This is a genomic window from Azospirillum terrae, assembly GCF_053470425.1.
The window spans coordinates 216,132-232,971 of sequence record NZ_JBPXMR010000006.1 but is presented as its reverse complement, the minus strand read 5'-3'; the positions used below and the strand labels follow the sequence as shown (position 1 = coordinate 232,971).

Below are 16,840 nucleotides of genomic sequence, written 5' to 3'. Positions count from 1 at the left end.
GCGCCCTAAGTCACGTTAAAAGCACCCGTTCGGCCTTTTTACGGCCCGATCCGCGCACCGGAGCCTGAAGACCCCATGCAGACCGCCAACGACATCCGCACCACGTTCCTGGACTACTTCGCCAAGCACGGCCACCAGACGGTGGAATCGTCGCCGCTGGTGCCGCGCAACGATCCGACGTTGATGTTCACCAACGCCGGCATGGTGCAGTTCAAGAACGTCTTCACGGGTGCCGAGTCCCGTCCGTACAAGCGCGCCGCCACCTCGCAGAAATGCGTGCGGGCCGGCGGCAAGCACAACGACCTGGACAACGTCGGCTACACGGCGCGCCACCACACCTTCTTCGAGATGCTCGGCAACTTCTCGTTCGGCGACTACTTCAAGCCGGACGCCATCGAGCTGGCCTGGACCCTGATCACCAAGGAGTTCGGCCTGTCCGCCGACAAGCTGATGGTCACCGTCCACACCAGCGACGAGGAGGCCGCGGCGCTGTGGCGCAAGATCGCCGGGCTGCCGGACGACAAGATCATCCGCATCCCGACCGACGACAATTTCTGGCGGATGGGCGACACCGGCCCGTGCGGCCCGTGCTCGGAGATCTTCTACGACCACGGCCCTCAGGTGCAGGGCGGCCCGCCGGGTTCGCCGGATCAGGACGGCGACCGCTTCATCGAGATCTGGAATCTCGTGTTCATGCAGTTCGAGCAGCTCGGGCCGGACAACCTCGTCCCGCTGCCGAAGCCGTCCATCGACACCGGCATGGGCCTCGAGCGCCTCGCCGCCGTCATGCAGGGCAAGCACGACAACTACGACATCGACCTGATGCGGGCGCTGATCGTCGCCTCGGCCGACGCCACCAGGACCGCGCCGGACGGCTCGCACGCCGTGTCGCACCGGGTGATCGCCGACCATCTGCGTTCCACCTCGTTCCTGATCGCCGACGGCGTGCTGCCGTCCAACGAGGGTCGCGGCTACGTGCTGCGCCGCATCATGCGCCGCGCCATGCGCCACGCGCACATGATCGGCGCCCGCGAGCCGCTGATGCACCGCCTCGTCCCGGCGCTGGTCCAGCAGATGGGCGACGCCTACCCCGAGCTGACCCGCGCCCGCGCGCTGATCGTCGAGACGCTGAAGCTGGAGGAGACCCGCTTCAAGCAGACGCTGGAGCGCGGCCTGAAGCTGCTGGAGGAGGCGGAGGAGCCGCTGCCCGCCGGCACCCCGCTGCCCGGCGACGTGGCGTTCAAGCTGTACGACACCTATGGTTTCCCGCTCGACCTGACGCAGGACGTGCTGCGCGCCAAGGGCCGCCCGGTGGACGAGGCCGGCTTCAAGGCCGCCATGGACGAGCAGCGCCGCAAGGCGCGCGAGTCCTGGGCGGGTTCGGGCGAGGCGGCGACCGAGAAGCTGTGGTTCGAGCTGCGGGACGAGTTGGGCGCAACGGAGTTCTTCGGCTACGACACCGAGGTCGCCGAGGGCAAGGTGACCGCGCTGGTCAAGGGCGACGCCCGCGTCGAGCAGGCCAATGTGGGCGACGAGGTGATGGTGATCGTCAACCAGACGCCGTTCTACGCCGAGTCGGGCGGTCAGGTCGGCGACACCGGCGTCATCTTCACCGCAGACGGGACCGAGGTGACGGTCAAGGACACGCTGAAGAAGCTGGGCGCCATCTGGGCGCACGCCGGCACGGTCACCAAGGGCGCGCTGAAGGTCGGCGACGTGGTCGAGCTGCGGGTCGATGGCGAGCGCCGCGCGGCGATCCGCGCCAACCACTCGGCCACGCACCTGCTGCACAAGGCGTTGCAGAACCGTCTGGGCGAGCATGTGACGCAGAAGGGCTCGCTGGTGGCGCCGGAGCGGCTGCGCTTCGACATCTCGCAGCCCACCGGCCTGACGGCCGAGGACATCGCCCAGGTCGAGGCCGAGGTCAACGCCCGCATCCTCGGCAACAGCGCGGTGGTCACCCGCCTGATGTCGCCGGACGAGGCGCGGGCGACCGGCGCCATGGCGCTGTTCGGCGAGAAGTACGGCGACGAGGTGCGCGTCGTCTCCATGGGCGGCCCGCACGGCGAGCTGGAGCGCGACTATTCGGTGGAGCTGTGCGGCGGCACGCACGTGCGGCGCACCGGCGACATCGGCATCTTCAAGATCGTCGCCGAGGGCGCCGTCGCCGCCGGCGTGCGCCGCATCGAGGCGCTGACCGCGCAGAACGCCGCCAACTATCTGAACGAGCGCGAGCATCTGCTGGGCGAGGCCGCTTCGGCCCTGAAGGTCCGTCCGGAGGAGGTGCCGACCCGCGTCGCCGCCCTGGTGGACGAGCGCCGCAAGATGGAGCGCGAGCTGGCCGATCTGCGCCGTCAGGTCGCCATGGGTGGCGGCGTGAAGGCGGACGGCGAGTCGGCGGCCAAGGATTTGGGCGGCGTGAAGTTCAGCGCCCGTGTTGTGGATGGTCTGCCGGCCAAGGACCTCAAGCCGATGGCCGACGAGCTGAAGAAGCAGCTTGGCTCCGGCGTGGTGGCTCTGGTGGCGACCAACGACGGCAAGGCGTCCATCGTCGTGGGCGTCACCGACGACCTGACCGGCCGCATCAGCGCGGTCGATCTGGTGCGTGTGGCGGCCGAGGCCTGCGGCGGCAAGGGCGGCGGCGGACGCCCCGACATGGCCCAGGCCGGCGGCCCCGACGCCACGCTGGCCAACGCCGCGGTGGAAGCCATCGAGAAGGCGATCACGGCGACGGTGGCGGCGTAAGAAACTCAGTTCCCTCCCCCGCCCAGCGGGGGAGGGCTAGGGTGGGGGTGCGACGCCACGCCTTGCCGCTTCATCTCGCGCCCCAGCCGCCCGCACAGCGCCAGCCCCGCCATTCGAAAATCCCCGGCGAGGGACTTCAGCGGCGCCTCGAACGTCTTCGGCCGGTTCTTCTCGACAACGAAGTGCCCGAACCACGCGAAGCCGTAGCCGGCCAGTGGTGCGGCCACCAGCAACCGCCAATCCCCGCGCACTGCCCCGGCCACCAGCAACCCAGTCGCCAATACGGTGCCGGTCACGTGCAGCGCCCGGTTCACCGGGTTGCGGTGCTCGGCGAGGTATTCCGGCCAGAACGCGCCCATGGCTGCCCTCTCCCTGCGGTTCCTCTCTTGAAAGGATAGGCGCAATCCTGGAAGGTTGCAGGCCTCATGCCAAAAGGGACGGACTCGATGCGCTTCACCGGCACCGACACCTACGTCGCCACCGAAGATCTGATGGTGGCGGTCAACGCGGCGATCACGCTGGAACGCCCGCTTCTGGTCAAGGGCGAGCCGGGCACCGGCAAGACCGTGCTGGCCCAGGAGATCGCCCGCGCGCTGAACAAGCCGCTGATCCCCTGGCACATCAAGTCCACCACCAAGGCGCAGCAGGGCCTGTACGAGTACGACGCGGTGAGCCGGCTGCGCGACAGCCAACTCGGCGAGGAGCGCGTGCACGAGATTTCCAACTACATCGTGCGCGGCAAGCTTTGGGAGGCGTTCGAGGCGCCGGCCGCCCCGGTGCTGCTGATTGACGAGATCGACAAGGCCGACATCGAGTTCCCCAACGACCTGCTGCTCGAACTCGACCGCATGGAGTTCCATGTCTACGAGACCCGGCAGACCATCAAGGCCCGGCAGCGCCCGATCATCCTCATCACGTCGAACAACGAGAAGGAACTGCCGGACGCCTTCCTGCGCCGCTGCTTCTTCCACTACATCCGCTTCCCCGACCGCGACACCATGGAGCGGATCGTCGATGTGCACTACCCGGGGCTGAAGCCGGATCTGCTGCGCGAGGCGATGACGCTGTTCTACGAGCTGCGCGAGGTGCCGGGCCTGAAGAAGAAGCCCTCCACGTCGGAGCTGCTGGACTGGATCAAGCTCCTGATGGTCGAGGACATCGATCCCGAGACCCTGCGCGCCAAGGACGCCCGCAAGATCATCCCGCCACTGTGCGGGGCGCTGCTCAAGAACGAGCAGGACGTCCACCTGCTGGAGCGGCTGGCCTTCATCGCCCGGCGCGACGGGCGGTAAGCGCGAGGGAGGTCGAGCCTCCCTCGCTTTCCCCTTACGGCGCGATGAAGACGCTCTTGTGCGTCCCGCCTTCGCCGGTCTTCTGCTCAGTGACCGAAAAGACCACGTCGGTGGAGCCGCTCTTCGCCGCGCCTTGCGGCAGCTTCACGAACACCCGGTAGGTCGCCACCGAGTCCCGCCCTGCGGTCAGCGTCAGCGCCGGACCGTGGCCGTCCAGGCTCGCCGCCGACAGCTCCGGCTTGTCGAGCCCCTGGAGCGTCAGGGTGTAGGTGCGCGGCTCGTGCGACTTGTTGAGCACCTTGATGGTGTAGGCGTTCTGCACCGACCCGTCCGACAGCGCGACGAACAGCGGCGCACGGTCGCGCAGCACGGTCAGGTCCAGCGTCGGCCGCATGGTCAGACTGACCAGCATGGCGCTGGTGACGATCAGCAGGATCAGGCCGTAGACGATGGTGCGCGGCCGGATGACGCGCGGCTTCACCACCTTCCCCTCGGCCTTCGCCACCTGATCGTTGTGGGTGTCGAACAGGACCAGATTGCCGGGGCGGCCGATCTGGGTCATCACCTCGTTGCAGGCGTCCACGCACAGGCCGCAGCCGATGCAGGAGATCTGCTGGCCTTTGCGGATGTCGGTGCCGGTCGGGCAGACGTGGACGCACAGCTTGCAGTCGATGCAGTCGCCGTAACCCTCGGCCTGCCGCTCCTCCCAGCTCTGCGACTTGCGCAGCGGGCGGCGGCCCTCGCCGCGCTGATCCTGGTAGGTGACGATGTAGGTGTCCTCGTCCACCATGGCGGACTGGAAGCTGCGCCACGGGCAGACGTAGATGCAGACCTGCTCGCGCGCCCAGCCGGCGAAGAAATAGCAGGTGAAGCTGAACAGCGCGGCGAAGCCCAGCACGGTGAACGACGCCTGCCCGGTCAGCAACTCGTGCATCAACGTCGGCGCGTCGTTGAAGTAGAACACCCAGGCACCGCCGGTGGCAATGCCGATGAGGATCCACGCGACGTGCTTGGCGGTCTTGCGCAACGCCTTGTTCAGGCTCATGGGCGCCTTGTCGAGGCGGATGCGCTCGGTGCGGCTGCCTTCGATCTTGGCCTCGACCCAGATGAACAGGTCGCTCCACACCGTCTGCCAGCAGGCGTAGCCGCACCAGATGCGGCCGAACAGCGTGGTGGCGGCGAACAGGGTGATGGCCGCCAGGATCAGCAGGCCGGTGAGGTAATAAACCTCCTGCGGCCAGATCTCGATGAAGAAGAAGTACAGCCGCCGGCCGGGCATGTCGACCAGCACCGCCTGATCGGGGATGCCCGGACCGCGGTTCCAGCGGATCCACGGCGTGATGTAGTAGATGCCCAGCAACAGCACCAGCACCGCCCATTTCAGGCGGCGGAAGGTGCCTTTGACGGCGGCCGGGTAGACCTTCGGGCGGTTGATGAACCAGTGGCGGCCGGGTTCTTCGGCGGCTGCGGTGGCGGCGGGTGTGTTCAGGGACATGGCTTCCTCGTGCCGGGGCGGCTCGACGGTGACCAGCTTTAAAGTCCTCTAATGTACGCCGTCTGTGACCAAGTCACATTGAGCTATCTCAATGGGACTTCAGGACTTTTTGCCGCGGAGCTGGTCCAGCCCTTCCCGGTGGGCGGCGTCGAACAGCGCCTCCAGCTCGGGATTGGTGCCGCGCAGGCCGGCCACCACGCGGGCCGCCCACTCGAAATACTCGACCTTGCGTTCCAGCTTCCAGTCGGCCGGGGGGCTGGTCTGCATGGAGCGCAGGTTGCTGGTCTTGTCGGCCAGCTTGACCAGCTTGGCGCGGTGCGAGGCGTGCGGCGCCGAATCGACCTGATGCTGCTTGCGCTCGTCCTTGGTCAGGCGCTTGTCGTCGGTGACCTCGGCGACGATGGAGGCGATCTCGGCGCCGAAATGCTCCTCCAACTCCTCGCGGGTGGCGTCGGTGTCCTCCAGCGTGTCGTGCAGGACAGCGGCGGCGACGGCCATCGGGTCCTCGCCGGCGGTCGCCTCGGCGACCAGACGCGCCACCTCGACGAGGTGGTTGACGTACGGCTCGCCGCGCACGCCCTTGCGGCGATGGTCGGTGTGCTTGTGGGCGGCGAAGTCGAGGGCGCGGGCGAACTGGACGAGTGCGTTCATAACCTTGTTTCGTCGGGCGTGTTTCCTGAGGAGGCGCTATAATGCCGTCCCCGCCGGGAGAACGCCATTGTTCACGAACTTCTTTTTCGAGCTGCGCCAAGCCGGCGTGCCGGTTTCGCTGAAGGAATACCTGACGCTGATGGAGGCCATGAAGCGCGGGCTGGCCGAACACCGCGTCGAGGATTTCTATTACCTCAGCCGCTCGTGTCTGGTGAAGGACGAGCGCAACCTGGACCGCTTCGACCGGGTGTTCGGCCATGTCTTCAAGGGCATCGGCGATCCCCCGCCCGAGGGCGAGGAGGTGCCGGTCGTCGACCTGCCGGAAGAATGGCTGCGCAAACTGGCCGAGCGCTTCCTGACCGATGAGGAGAAGGCCCAGGTCCAGGCGCTGGGCGGCTGGGACAAGCTGATGGAGACGCTGGCGCAACGGCTGGCCGAGCAGAAGGGGCGGCACCAGGGCGGCTCGAAGTGGATCGGCACGGCCGGCACCTCGCCCTTCGGCGCCTACGGCTACAACCCCGAGGGTGTCCGCATTGGCCAGAAGGAGTCGCGCCACCGCCGCGCCGTGAAGGTGTGGGACAAGCGCGAGTTCAAGAACCTCGACGATTCGGTCGAGCTGGGCACCCGCAACATCAAGGTGGCGCTGCGGCGGCTGCGCAAGTTCGCCCGCCAGGGCGCCGCCAGCGAGCTGGACCTGCCCGGCACCATCCGCGCCACCGCCAACAACGCCGGCTGGCTGGACCTGAAGCTGGTGCCGGAGCGGCACAACGCGGTGAAACTGCTGCTGTTCCTCGACATCGGCGGCTCGATGGACGACCACATCCGCCTGTGCGAGGAGCTGTTCTCCGCCGTGCGGACCGAGTTCAAGCACCTCGAACACTTCTATTTCCACAACTGCGTCTACGAGAGCGTGTGGAAGGACAACCAGCGCCGCACCAGCGACCGCACCGCGACCTGGGACGTGCTGCACACCTACCCGGCGGACTACAAGCTGGTCTTCGTCGGCGACGCGGCCATGAGCCCCTACGAGATCGTCTACCCCGGCGGCAGCGTCGAGCACTGGAACGAGGAGGCGGGGCAGGCGTGGATGCAGCGCATGCTGTCGGTCTACAGCAAGGCGGTCTGGCTGAACCCGGTGCCGGAGAGGTCCTGGAACTACACGGAGAGCACGCGGATCATGCAGCGCCTGATGGGCGGGCGGATGTACCCGCTGACGCTGCAGGGATTGGACACGGCCACGCGGGAGTTGATGCGGTAGGAGAAGGACTTCCGAGATGGTCGTGGAAGCTGCTTGTGTCGCGTGGCAGAGGCGGTATTCTTTTCGGCAAATTTCTCTTTCCGATATATTGCATTAGGATGGAGTATGCTTGAGAAGCTTCTCGAAGCCATCGTTGGTGCTGTTATCGAAGTGGGCGTGGAAACCGCCATCAGGGGGGTGAGTGGCGGGAACTCATCCTCCGCTGCCGGGGACGCTCCGCGAGATCCCGACGCTACAGACGACGAGAAAACACCTGCGGAATCGGTCGTTCCTAACCCTTCGTGCAAGCCGGCCGTCGAATAGCCAGTCACACCCACCGCGCCACCACCACCCCCGCCCGCGACAGGGCCACCGCAGTCGTCGCCAGCACCCGCGCCCACGGCGGCGCCTCTGGATGCAGGCCCTCCGCATCCCGCGCGTGACGCGCCTCGTCAGCCCGGCAAGCCTCCAGCATCCGCAGCAAATCTGCGTCCGGTGCCACGCTGCGGGCCAAGACGATCTGCCGCGTGTAGTGCCCGTCCACCCAGCGCTCCACCCCGGCCACCACGGCGTACAACGCCGCCGGCCCGAGCCGCGCCGGCACCCAGCCCAGCAGCCACCCGGCCAGCCGCCAGAACGGCCCCAGCCGGCTGCGTGCGCCCGGTGGCAGATACACCTCGAACAGGCGCAGATGGTCCAGTTCGATCAACCGGTGTCCGGCGGCAAAGCGCCGCACGTGGGCGTCGCGGGTACCGGCCAGCGCGCCGTCGTAGAGCCGTACCGCCACCAGTTCGCCCACATGATCGACGCGCAGTTCGCGCCGCATTCGCGCCGGCAGCGCGGTGAAGGGCAGGCGCGGCGGCTCCAGGCCGGCGACCGCGGACGGCAGGCCGTCGTAGGGAGAATCGTCGTGCGTTATGCCAGAACAATCTGGGGAAGCGACGGGGCGCCGGCAACAGCCCGGCCAACGCTGGCGCGCATCCGTTGCAAGGCTGCGGGTTTTACGGCTAGGGTTCGGCCCGCGAAGGAGAGTTATCCACATGGCGGACGCCACCCCCATCACGGTCGCGAAAGGCGACGGCATCGGTCCGGAGATCGCGGACGCGGTGCTGCACATCCTCGCCGCCGCCGGCGCGCGGCTCAAGGTCGAGGAGGTGCCGGCGGGCGAGGCCATGTACCGCAAGGGCCACGGCGGCGGCCTGGGGCCGGACGGCTGGGCCTCCATCCGCCGCACCCGCGTGTTCCTCAAGGGGCCGGTGGCCACCCCGCAGGGACCAGGCTTCAAGTCGCTGAACGTCACCGCGCGCACCGCGCTGGGGCTGTTCGCCAACGTCCGCCCGTGCGTCTCGCACCATCCCTACGTGCGCACGCGCCACCCGCGCATGGACGTGGTGATCATCCGCGAGAACGAGGAGGACCTCTACACCGGCATCGAGCATCGGCAGACCGACGACGTGATTCAGTCGGTCAAGCTGGTCTCGCAGCCCGGCTCGGAGCGCATCGTCCGCTACGCCTTCGAGTACGCCCGCGCCAACCGCCGCCGCAAGGTGACGGCCCTGGTCAAGGACAACATCATGAAGCTGACCGACGGGCTGTTCCTGCGCACCTTCCAGGAGGTCGCGGCGGAATACCCGGAGATCAAGGCCGACCATTTGATCGTCGACATCGGCGCCGCGCGCCTCGCCGACCAGCCCGAGCGCTTCGACGTGATCGTCACGCTGAACCTCTACGGCGACATCGTTTCCGACATCGCCGGGCAGATCACCGGCTCGATCGGGCTGGCGGGGTCGGCCAACATCGGCGACCGCTGCGCCATGTTCGAGGCGCTGCACGGCGCCGCTCCGATGCTGGCGGGGCAGGGGATCGCCAACCCCTCGGGCCTGCTGATGGCTGCCGTCATGATGCTGGTCCACATCGGCCAGGGCGAGGTGGCGGAGCGCGTGCACAACGCGTGGCTCCGCACCATCGAGGACGGCATCCACACCGGCGACATCCACTCGCGCGGCATGAGCCGCCTGCGCGTCGGCACGAGCGCCTTCGCCGATGCGGTGATCGAACGGCTGGGCCTTTTCCCGGCGACGCTGCCCGGCGTCGGCTACGCCATCGGCCGGCCGGCCTTCGACACCGCGCTGCGCGCCGTGGGGCGGCAACCGGCGGTTAAGGAACTGGTCGGGGTGGACGTTTTCCTGCACTGGTCGGACGGCGGGCCGGACGATCTGGCGGCGCGGGTGCAGCCGCTGGCCGGCGCGGCGCTGGAACTGGCGAGCATCTCCAACCGCAGCCAGAAGGTCTGGCCGGACGGCAACGCCGGCATCTTCTGCACCGACCACTGGCGCTGCCGCTTCGTGGTGCGCGGCCAGCCCATCGCCCATCGCGACATCGTGGCGCTGCTCGACCGTCTGGCGGTGGCGGGGCTGGACTTCATCCAGATCGAGAATTTGTGCAATTTCGACGGTAAGGCGGGGTTCTCGGCGGCATGACGGTGAAAGCGCTCCTGACCGGCCTTCTGCTGCTGTGTGCGGCCGGCACCGCCAACGCGGCATCGCCGCTCGACCGCTATCTGGCCGCGCGCGACCGCGCCATCGAAGCCCTCAACCGCGAGCCGGTGGGCAGTGACAGCGTGTCCGTCCAGGAAAAGCGTGCGCTCAGCGACCTTGAAGCGATGCTCAAGGCGATGATCGGCCCCGTGACCATGAAGGGTCTTCCCCCGGAGGGCCGGATCAACCTGGAAACGCTGCTGAAGGAGATGGGCTTCGGACGCCTGGATGGCCTCACCTACGGTGTGCCGGACGCGGAATCCGTCGTCGTGACGACGGACGGGCTTCTCGGGGCCTGGCTGAAGGGGCACAAGGACTGGGCGCCGGAAGCCCGCATGCCGCAGGACGTCAAGGGCGCGCTCCGGCGGGAGGAATTCTACACGCAGGCCATCAGCACCGACGCCGCGATCGCCCAATTCGCCGAGATCCCGGTGGTGGCGCCGAAGGCCGGTTTCGTGTTCGCCATGCTGGCCCTTCCCCGGCAGGACATCGGCCCGTGGATGCCCGACCGGATCATTCTGTCCGTCGTCCAGGGCGGCCGGGTGTTCATCATCAGCCAGCCCACCGCCGTGACCATCACCCCGATCTCGGTGTGCAGCGACATCTGGCAGGATTACCAGAAGAAGGCGAAAGCGGCCCTGGACGCTTACCGGCCGACCGAGTCGAAGAAGGACAAGGCCCTCTTCGCCAAATACACCAGGCTGGAAGCGGACGGCGACGCCGAGCACCGCCGCTGCTTCGCCGCGCACCTCAAGGAACAGAGCTATTTCCCGGCCTTGGTCCGCCAGACCCAGTCGCTGATGGACCGCTTGCCATAGCCGGGGCGACCGGCACGGAATAACCTGGGCTGGGCGGGCGTCCTCACGAAGGAGAGCAGCCCGAACCGGGCGGGGGCCGTAGCCATGCCAGCAGCCGACGAGATCGACGACCGCGCCATCGCCGCGCACGTGCCGCGCCTGCGCCGCTACGCCGCGGCGCTGGTGGGCAATCTGGCGGACGCCGACGACCTCGTGCAGGACTGCGTCGAGAAGGCGCTGGCTAACCGCCACTCGCTGCGCGACCCCAGCCGTCTGAGCGGCTGGCTCCTGTCGATCCTGCACAATCTGCACGTCAGCGGGCTGCGCTGGAAACGCCGGCGCGGGCACGAGATGCCGGTGGAGGACTTCGCCGACGACGTGGCGCTCAGCGCCCCGGCGGCCGACCGAGGGGCGGTGCGCGACGTCGTCCGCGCCTTCGCCCTGCTTTCCGAGGAGCACCGGCGCATCCTGCTCCTGACCGGGCTGGAGGGGCTGTCCTACCGCGAGGTGGCCGAGGTGCTGGAAGTGCCCATCGGCACGGTGATGTCGCGGCTGGCGCGCGCGCGAGAGCGGCTGCGCGTCCTGCTGGAGGGCGGCGAGGAGCAGGTGCTGAGGAGGATCAAATGACCGCCCCCGAGGAGGACCCCGTGACGGAGGCCGACCTGCACGCGTGGCTCGACGGCGAACTGCCCGACGAGCGGCAGGGCCTTGTGTGCCGCTATCTCGACGAGCATCCCGAAGTCGCCCGCCGCTTCGCCAGCTACCGCGAACAGCGCGCCCTGGTCGGGCGCGCCTTCGCGCCGCTCATCGACCGGCCGCTGCCCGACCGCCTGAAGCCGCCCTTCAACCGGCGCCGCGGCGCGGTGGCGTGGCCCGCGCTGGCGGTGGCGGCGTCGCTGCTGATGTTCGTCGCCGGCGGGGCGGCGGGCTGGCTGGCGCATGGCTGGGCGGTCCCCGGCGGTGCTCCGCCAACCGTCTTCGTCGCCGACGCCGTCGCCGCCTATCGGGTGTTCGTCGCCGAGGTGCGCCACCCCGTAGAGGTCGGCGCCGACCAGGAGGAGCACCTCGTCACCTGGCTCGGCAAGCGGCTCGGCAAGCCCTTGCGCGCCCCGCGGCTGGCCAGCCGCGGCTACGATCTGGTGGGCGGCCGCCTGCTGTCGGACGCCGACGGGCCGGCGGCCCAGCTCATGTACCAGGATGCGGCGGGTCGCCGCATCACGCTGTACGTCCGGCCGACCCGTGACCCGGCGGACACATCCTTCCGTTTTGCGCACGACGGCAACGTCCAAGCTTTTTATTGGCGCGACAATGGGTTAGCTTGGGCCCTAACGGGGGAGCTCGATCGGGCTACCCTTTCCGGCATCGCCGAGGACGTCTATCGGGCGCTGAACTCATAGGGCGTAGAGACTTATGCACAGAAATGTTGCTCATACCCTCTATCCCTAAAGTGCCTCATCTGGTAGGTTTGCCCTCGGCCGGCACAAAATATTGCGCCTTATGGAAAATGGCTGTCTGACGATTTGCGGATGGCCACCGGCCGGGGCATGGGGGACCGGACCATGGTGGAGATGGGGATGAGTTGGACGGACGAGCGGGTTCAGCAGCTTAAGGACCTGTGGGCGCAAGGGCGGAGCGCCAGCGAGATCGCCGACATTCTCGGCGACATCAGCCGCAACGCCGTGATCGGCAAGGCGCATCGCCTGGGGCTTTCGGGCCGGCCGTCACCCATCAAGAAGAAGCCCTCCCGCGGGGCGACGATCCTCAGCCTGACCGAGCGCATGTGCAAGTGGCCGGTGGGTGACCCCAAGCACCAGGATTTCCATTTCTGCGGCAAGACGGCGCTGAACGGGCTGCCGTACTGCGCGGAGCACGCGGCCATCGCCTATCAGCCGACTTCCAGCAAGAAGCGCGACGAGGACCGCAGCGTCGGCGCCGCCTGACGTTACGACCGACGTTTCCCCGTGCTGAACGGACAGCGGCCCCCAATGGGGGCCGCTTTTGTTTTGACTCCTCAATACTCCACGTCACCGTGCTTGAGGTTCACCAGCTTGCCCCTGGACAGGGAGATCATCAGTTGCACGATCACCTCGTGCATGATGATGGTGTGGTGGTTGTCGGTGGTCTGCATGTGCTGGCGCAACCCCTCGCGCACCTTCGCCACGCCGGTGACGTCGATCAGCACGTCCAACTGCTCGCCCAGGCGGGCCAGCTCCATGAAGTCGGTGGTGGTCGTCACCCCGCGCTTGCGCGCCAGCCGCATGCCCGGCGCCTCCGGGTCCAGGTCGGCCACGCCCATCACCTGGACGAACGGCGCGTCGAGAAGCTGTTGAAGAAGCGGGGTGCCGGTCTCGCCGGCGCCGATCACGGCAACGCAGAAGGTGCTGTTGGGCATCGTTTCCTCAGGTTTGGTTCGGTTCATTCGCATGAAAAAAGCCCGGGGCGGTTGCCCCGGGCTTTCAGGAGTCCGGGGGAACACACGCGTTCCCCCAATTTCTCCGCCGAAACGCCCCTCAAAGGAGAGGGGCCATGGTGTCGCACCCCATCGTTCAGGCGCGGGCGGCCATCTTCTTCTGCAGGTTGTCGTCCAGCTTGGCGAGGAACTGCTTGGTGGTCAGCCAGGGCTGCTCCGGGCCGATGAGGATGGCCAGGTCCTTGGTCATGTAGCCGGCCTCGACGGTCTCGACGCAGACGCGCTCCAGCGTCTGGGCGAACGCCACCACCTCGGGCGTGTTGTCGAACTTGCCGCGGTAGGCGAGGCCCTGCGTCCAGGCGTAGATCGACGCGATCGGGTTGGTCGACGTCTCCTTGCCCTTCTGGTGCTCGCGGTAGTGGCGGGTCACCGTGCCGTGCGCGGCCTCGGCCTCGACGGTCTTGCCGTCCGGCGTGACCAGCACCGACGTCATCAGGCCCAGCGAGCCGAAGCCCTGCGCCACCACGTCCGACTCCACGTCGCCGTCGTAGTTCTTGCAGGCCCAGACGAAGCCGCCTTCCCACTTCAGCGCCGAAGCGACCATGTCGTCGATCAGGCGGTGCTCGTAGACGAGCCCCTTCGCCTTGAACTTCTCCGCATAGTCGCGGTCGAAGATGGCCTGGAAGATGTCCTTGAAGCGGCCATCATAGGCCTTGAGGATGGTGTTCTTGGTCGACAGATAGACCGAGTAGTTGCGGTCCAGGCCGTACATCAGCGAGGAGTGCGCGAAGCCCTCGATCGATTCGTCGAGGTTGTACATGCCCATCGCCACGCCGGAGCTGGGATAGTCGAACACCTCGTGCTCGATCGGCTCGCCGCCGCCGGCCGGGGTCCACTTGATGGTCAGCTTGCCGGGGCCCGGCACCGTGAAGTCGGTCGCCTTGTACTGGTCGCCGAAGGCGTGGCGGCCGATGATGATCGGCTTGGTCCAGCCCGGCACGTAGCGCGGCACGTTGTTGCAGACGATCGGCTCGCGGAAGACGGTGCCGCCCAGGATGTTGCGGATGGTGCCGTTCGGCGACTTCCACATCTTCTTGAGGTTGAACTCTTTGACCCGCGCCTCGTCGGGGGTGATGGTGGCGCACTTGACGCCGACGCCGTACTGCTGGATCGCCTCGGCCGACTCGACAGTGACCTTGTCGTCGGTCTTGTCGCGGTTCTCGATCCCGAGATCATAGTACTTCAGGTCGATGTCGAGGTACGGCAGGATCAGCTTGTCCTTGATGAACTGCCAGATGATGCGGGTCATCTCGTCGCCGTCGAGCTCGACGACCGGATTGGCGACTTTGATCTTCTTCATGGGTGCGAGTTCTCCCCGGGGGGTAAGGGCGGTGTTGTCCTTGGGCGCCGAGCGCCATCCAGCGGGCGTACCCGGACCGGCCGCGCGAAGCGGCCCATCCGGCTAGGCAAAGGCATGGCAGGTCTTATATCACCGGCCCGGCGGGAAAAGGAAGGCACGGTGGCCGGTCGTGACGCGGTTCTCGCAACCCGCGTGTCACAGCCACTTGGTTTCGGCTTCCACCACCGGCTCGGGCGCGCGCGCCAGCGCCGTGAAGACCTCCTCGACGCTGCTGACCACGGTGAACAGGCTGCGGTTCGCCGGCTTGCAGAAACCGGCGCCGATCATGTGCTCGATCAGGCCGACGAGCGGCTGCCAATAGCCGTCCACGTCGACGATGACGATGGGCTTGTCGTGCAGGCGCAACTGCTTCCAGGTCAGCACCTCGAACGTCTCGTCCAGGGTGCCCATGCCGCCCGGCAGCACGACGAAGGCTTCCGAGCGGTCGACCATCATGCGCTTGCGCGTGTGCATGCTGTCGACGACGTGCAGCTCGGCCAGCCCGGTGTGCTCGACCTCCATCGCCTGGATGTGCTCGGGGATGATGCCGATCACCTCGCCGCCGTTGCCGATGGCGGCGTCGGCGACGATTCCCATCAGCCCGACCCGGCCGCCGCCGTAGACCAGCCGGATGCCGCGCTCCGCCAGCCCGGCGCCCAGCCCATGCGCCGCATTCTTGTAAGCGTCCGGTACCTGACTGGAGGAGCCGCAGTACACGCACACGGAGTTCGGGGTCATCATCCCACCCACGTCGGTCGTTGCATCGGGCATCGGTTGCATCACGATCCTGTGATTGGCGTTCGGGACGCAGGCCGTTAAACCATCAGCGGTGGAATAACAAGCCCGCCCCGGTCGTCAACCGAGGTATCCGCCGTCTTATAATGGGAGAGGACATCATGAAGCATCGCATGCTCAACGCCATCCTGGCCGCTTCGGTTTCCGCCGGCCTGTTCCTCGCCGTGGCCCCGGCCGCCTCCGCTGCCGACCCCGCCGAGCAGGTCAAGGCCCGCCAGCAGCACATGAAGAAGTTCGGCAGCAGCATGCAGACGATCGGCAAGTTCCTCAAGGGCGAAGCCGGCACCGTGGCCGACGTGCAGGCCGCCGCCGCCACCATCGACGAGGCGGCCAAGGGCGATTTCGCCGCGCTGTTCCCGCAGGGCACCGCCGCCCCGCTGGCCGACAGCGCCGCCAAGCCGGAGTTGTGGCAGAACCTTCCCAAGGCCCAGCAGCAGTGGGTGGACCTGAAGCCGGTGACGGCCAAGCTGGTCGCCGCCGCGGCCACCGGCGACAAGGCGCAGATCGCCGCCGCCCAGAAGGCCACCGGGCAGGCCTGCGGCGGCTGCCACGAGGACTTCCGCATCAAGAAGGACAAGTGAGCGGATGCGTCCCGCCGTCCTTCTCATCCTGTCGGCTTCCCTCACCGTGCCGGTATCGGCGTCGGCCGCCGACCCCGCCTCCACGGACCCGGTGCAGCGCGGCGAATACGTCTTCGCCGCGGCCGGCTGCCATGGCTGCCACACGGACGAGAAGGGCGGCGGTGCGCCGCTGGCCGGGGGGCGTCCGCTGAAGACGCCCTTCGGCACCTTCTACAGCCCCAACATCACCCCCGACCCGACGCACGGCATCGGCCGCTGGTCCGACGCCGACTTCGCCAGGGCGTTGCGCACCGGGCACGGCAAGGAGGGGGAGCCGCTGTTCCCGGCCTTCCCCTACACCTCCTACACGCGGATGAGCGACCGCGACATCGCCGACCTCAAGGCCTATCTGTTCAGCCGCCCGGCCAACCCGGCGGCCAACAAGCCGCACGACCTGTCGCCGCCCTTCGGCTGGCGCTTCCTGCTGCCGGTGTGGCAGGCGCTGTACCTGGAGGAGGGGGCGCTGAAGGACGACCCCGCCAAGCCCCCGGAGTGGAACCGTGGCCGCTACATCGTCGAGGCGCTCGGGCACTGCGGCGAGTGCCACAGCCCGCGCAACTGGATGGGCGGCATCGACGGCAGCCGCGCGCTGGCCGGCAACCCCAAGGGGCCGGACGGCGACAAGGTGCCCAGCCTGCGCCCCGACCCGAAGACCCTCGGCACGTGGTCCGTCGGCGACGTCGAGACGGTGCTGGAGACGGGCATGCTGCCCGATGGGGACGTCGTCGGCGGCGCCATGGGCGAAGTGGTGCGCAATTCCACCTCCAAGCTGACCGCTGCCGACCGCCACGCCGTCGCCGTCTACCTGAAGTCGCTGCCGCCCGCCCCATAACGTCGGTTTCGTATCCGAAATAGTTCCGCA

At 67.9% G+C, this 16,840-nt stretch carries 17 protein-coding genes; 10 read left to right on the top strand and 7 right to left on the bottom strand.

Going from position 1 to position 16,840, the window contains the following annotated elements; translation table 11 throughout:
• The first annotated feature begins 75 nt into the window (after nt 1-75).
• The gene (gene alaS, locus ACSVDD_RS17765; RefSeq protein ID WP_448190709.1) at nt 76-2,745 is read left to right on the top strand and encodes an alanine--tRNA ligase; all 2,670 of its coding nucleotides are present in this window, start codon (nt 76-78) and stop codon (nt 2,743-2,745) included.
• Between the two features lie 5 nt (nt 2,746-2,750).
• Here the strand turns inward: alaS and ACSVDD_RS17760 are convergent, their stop codons facing one another.
• Entirely contained in the window at nt 2,751-3,104 is a 354-nt protein-coding gene (locus ACSVDD_RS17760; protein WP_448190708.1) for an Mpo1-like protein, read from the bottom strand.
• 87 nt (nt 3,105-3,191) lie between these two features.
• Here ACSVDD_RS17760 and ACSVDD_RS17755 point away from each other — a divergent pair, with 87 nt between their 5' ends.
• Nucleotides 3,192-4,037: an AAA family ATPase gene (locus ACSVDD_RS17755; protein WP_448190873.1), complete on the top strand. Its 846-nt coding sequence runs from the start codon at nt 3,192-3,194 to the stop codon at nt 4,035-4,037.
• Nucleotides 4,038-4,071: 34 nt separating this feature from the next.
• On the opposite strand, the gene ccoG is transcribed toward ACSVDD_RS17755, so the two are convergent.
• The gene (gene ccoG / locus ACSVDD_RS17750; protein ID WP_448190707.1) at nt 4,072-5,532 is read right to left on the bottom strand and encodes a cytochrome c oxidase accessory protein CcoG; all 1,461 of its coding nucleotides are present in this window, start codon (nt 5,530-5,532) and stop codon (nt 4,072-4,074) included.
• Nucleotides 5,533-5,631: 99 nt separating this feature from the next.
• A complete protein-coding gene (locus ACSVDD_RS17745; RefSeq protein WP_448190706.1) occupies nt 5,632-6,183 on the bottom strand; it encodes an HD domain-containing protein in 552 nt (183 codons plus the stop codon).
• 67 nt (nt 6,184-6,250) lie between these two features.
• Here ACSVDD_RS17745 and ACSVDD_RS17740 point away from each other — a divergent pair, with 67 nt between their 5' ends.
• The gene (locus tag ACSVDD_RS17740; RefSeq protein ID WP_448190705.1) at nt 6,251-7,441 is read left to right on the top strand and encodes a vWA domain-containing protein; all 1,191 of its coding nucleotides are present in this window, start codon (nt 6,251-6,253) and stop codon (nt 7,439-7,441) included.
• Nucleotides 7,442-7,748: 307 nt separating this feature from the next.
• Here ACSVDD_RS17740 and ACSVDD_RS17735 read toward each other — a convergent pair whose 3' ends face one another.
• Nucleotides 7,749-8,246, bottom strand: coding sequence for a demethoxyubiquinone hydroxylase family protein (locus tag ACSVDD_RS17735; RefSeq protein ID WP_448190704.1), 498 nt, complete (start codon nt 8,244-8,246; stop codon nt 7,749-7,751).
• Nucleotides 8,247-8,460: 214 nt separating this feature from the next.
• Between ACSVDD_RS17735 and ACSVDD_RS17730 the strand changes: the two genes are divergently transcribed.
• From ACSVDD_RS17730 to ACSVDD_RS17710, 5 genes are all read left to right on the top strand, one after another.
• Entirely contained in the window at nt 8,461-9,900 is a 1,440-nt protein-coding gene (locus ACSVDD_RS17730) for an NADP-dependent isocitrate dehydrogenase (protein ID WP_448190703.1), read from the top strand.
• Entirely contained in the window at nt 9,897-10,775 is an 879-nt protein-coding gene (locus tag ACSVDD_RS17725) for a hypothetical protein (protein ID WP_448190702.1), read from the top strand. Before ACSVDD_RS17730 ends, ACSVDD_RS17725 begins: the two co-directional genes overlap by 4 nt.
• An 84-nt stretch (nt 10,776-10,859) precedes the next feature.
• Nucleotides 10,860-11,381: a sigma-70 family RNA polymerase sigma factor gene (locus ACSVDD_RS17720; RefSeq protein WP_448190701.1), complete on the top strand. Its 522-nt coding sequence runs from the start codon at nt 10,860-10,862 to the stop codon at nt 11,379-11,381.
• Nucleotides 11,378-12,151, top strand: coding sequence for an anti-sigma factor family protein (locus ACSVDD_RS17715; protein ID WP_448190700.1), 774 nt, complete (start codon nt 11,378-11,380; stop codon nt 12,149-12,151). Before ACSVDD_RS17720 ends, ACSVDD_RS17715 begins: the two co-directional genes overlap by 4 nt.
• A gap of 177 nt (nt 12,152-12,328) precedes the next feature.
• Entirely contained in the window at nt 12,329-12,694 is a 366-nt protein-coding gene (locus ACSVDD_RS17710) for a GcrA family cell cycle regulator (protein WP_448190872.1), read from the top strand.
• A gap of 71 nt (nt 12,695-12,765) precedes the next feature.
• Here ACSVDD_RS17710 and ACSVDD_RS17705 read toward each other — a convergent pair whose 3' ends face one another.
• From ACSVDD_RS17705 to ACSVDD_RS17695, 3 genes are all read right to left on the bottom strand, one after another.
• Entirely contained in the window at nt 12,766-13,146 is a 381-nt protein-coding gene (locus tag ACSVDD_RS17705) for an oxidoreductase (RefSeq protein WP_448190699.1), read from the bottom strand.
• A gap of 154 nt (nt 13,147-13,300) precedes the next feature.
• Entirely contained in the window at nt 13,301-14,524 is a 1,224-nt protein-coding gene (locus tag ACSVDD_RS17700) for an NADP-dependent isocitrate dehydrogenase (protein WP_448190698.1), read from the bottom strand.
• A 195-nt stretch (nt 14,525-14,719) separates the two neighbouring features.
• A complete protein-coding gene (locus ACSVDD_RS17695) occupies nt 14,720-15,334 on the bottom strand; it encodes an LOG family protein (RefSeq protein WP_448190697.1) in 615 nt (204 codons plus the stop codon).
• A gap of 125 nt (nt 15,335-15,459) precedes the next feature.
• On the opposite strand from ACSVDD_RS17695, the gene ACSVDD_RS17690 reads away from it, so the two are divergent.
• Both ACSVDD_RS17690 and ACSVDD_RS17685 read left to right on the top strand, forming a co-directional pair.
• Nucleotides 15,460-15,939 carry a c-type cytochrome gene (locus ACSVDD_RS17690; protein WP_448190696.1) on the top strand — a complete coding sequence of 160 codons (480 nt, stop codon included), beginning with the start codon at nt 15,460-15,462 and terminating at the stop codon, nt 15,937-15,939.
• 4 nt (nt 15,940-15,943) lie between these two features.
• On the top strand, nt 15,944-16,810 hold the full coding sequence (locus tag ACSVDD_RS17685; RefSeq protein WP_448190695.1) for a c-type cytochrome: 867 nt from the start codon (nt 15,944-15,946) through the stop codon (nt 16,808-16,810).
• Nucleotides 16,811-16,840: the final 30 nt, after the last annotated feature.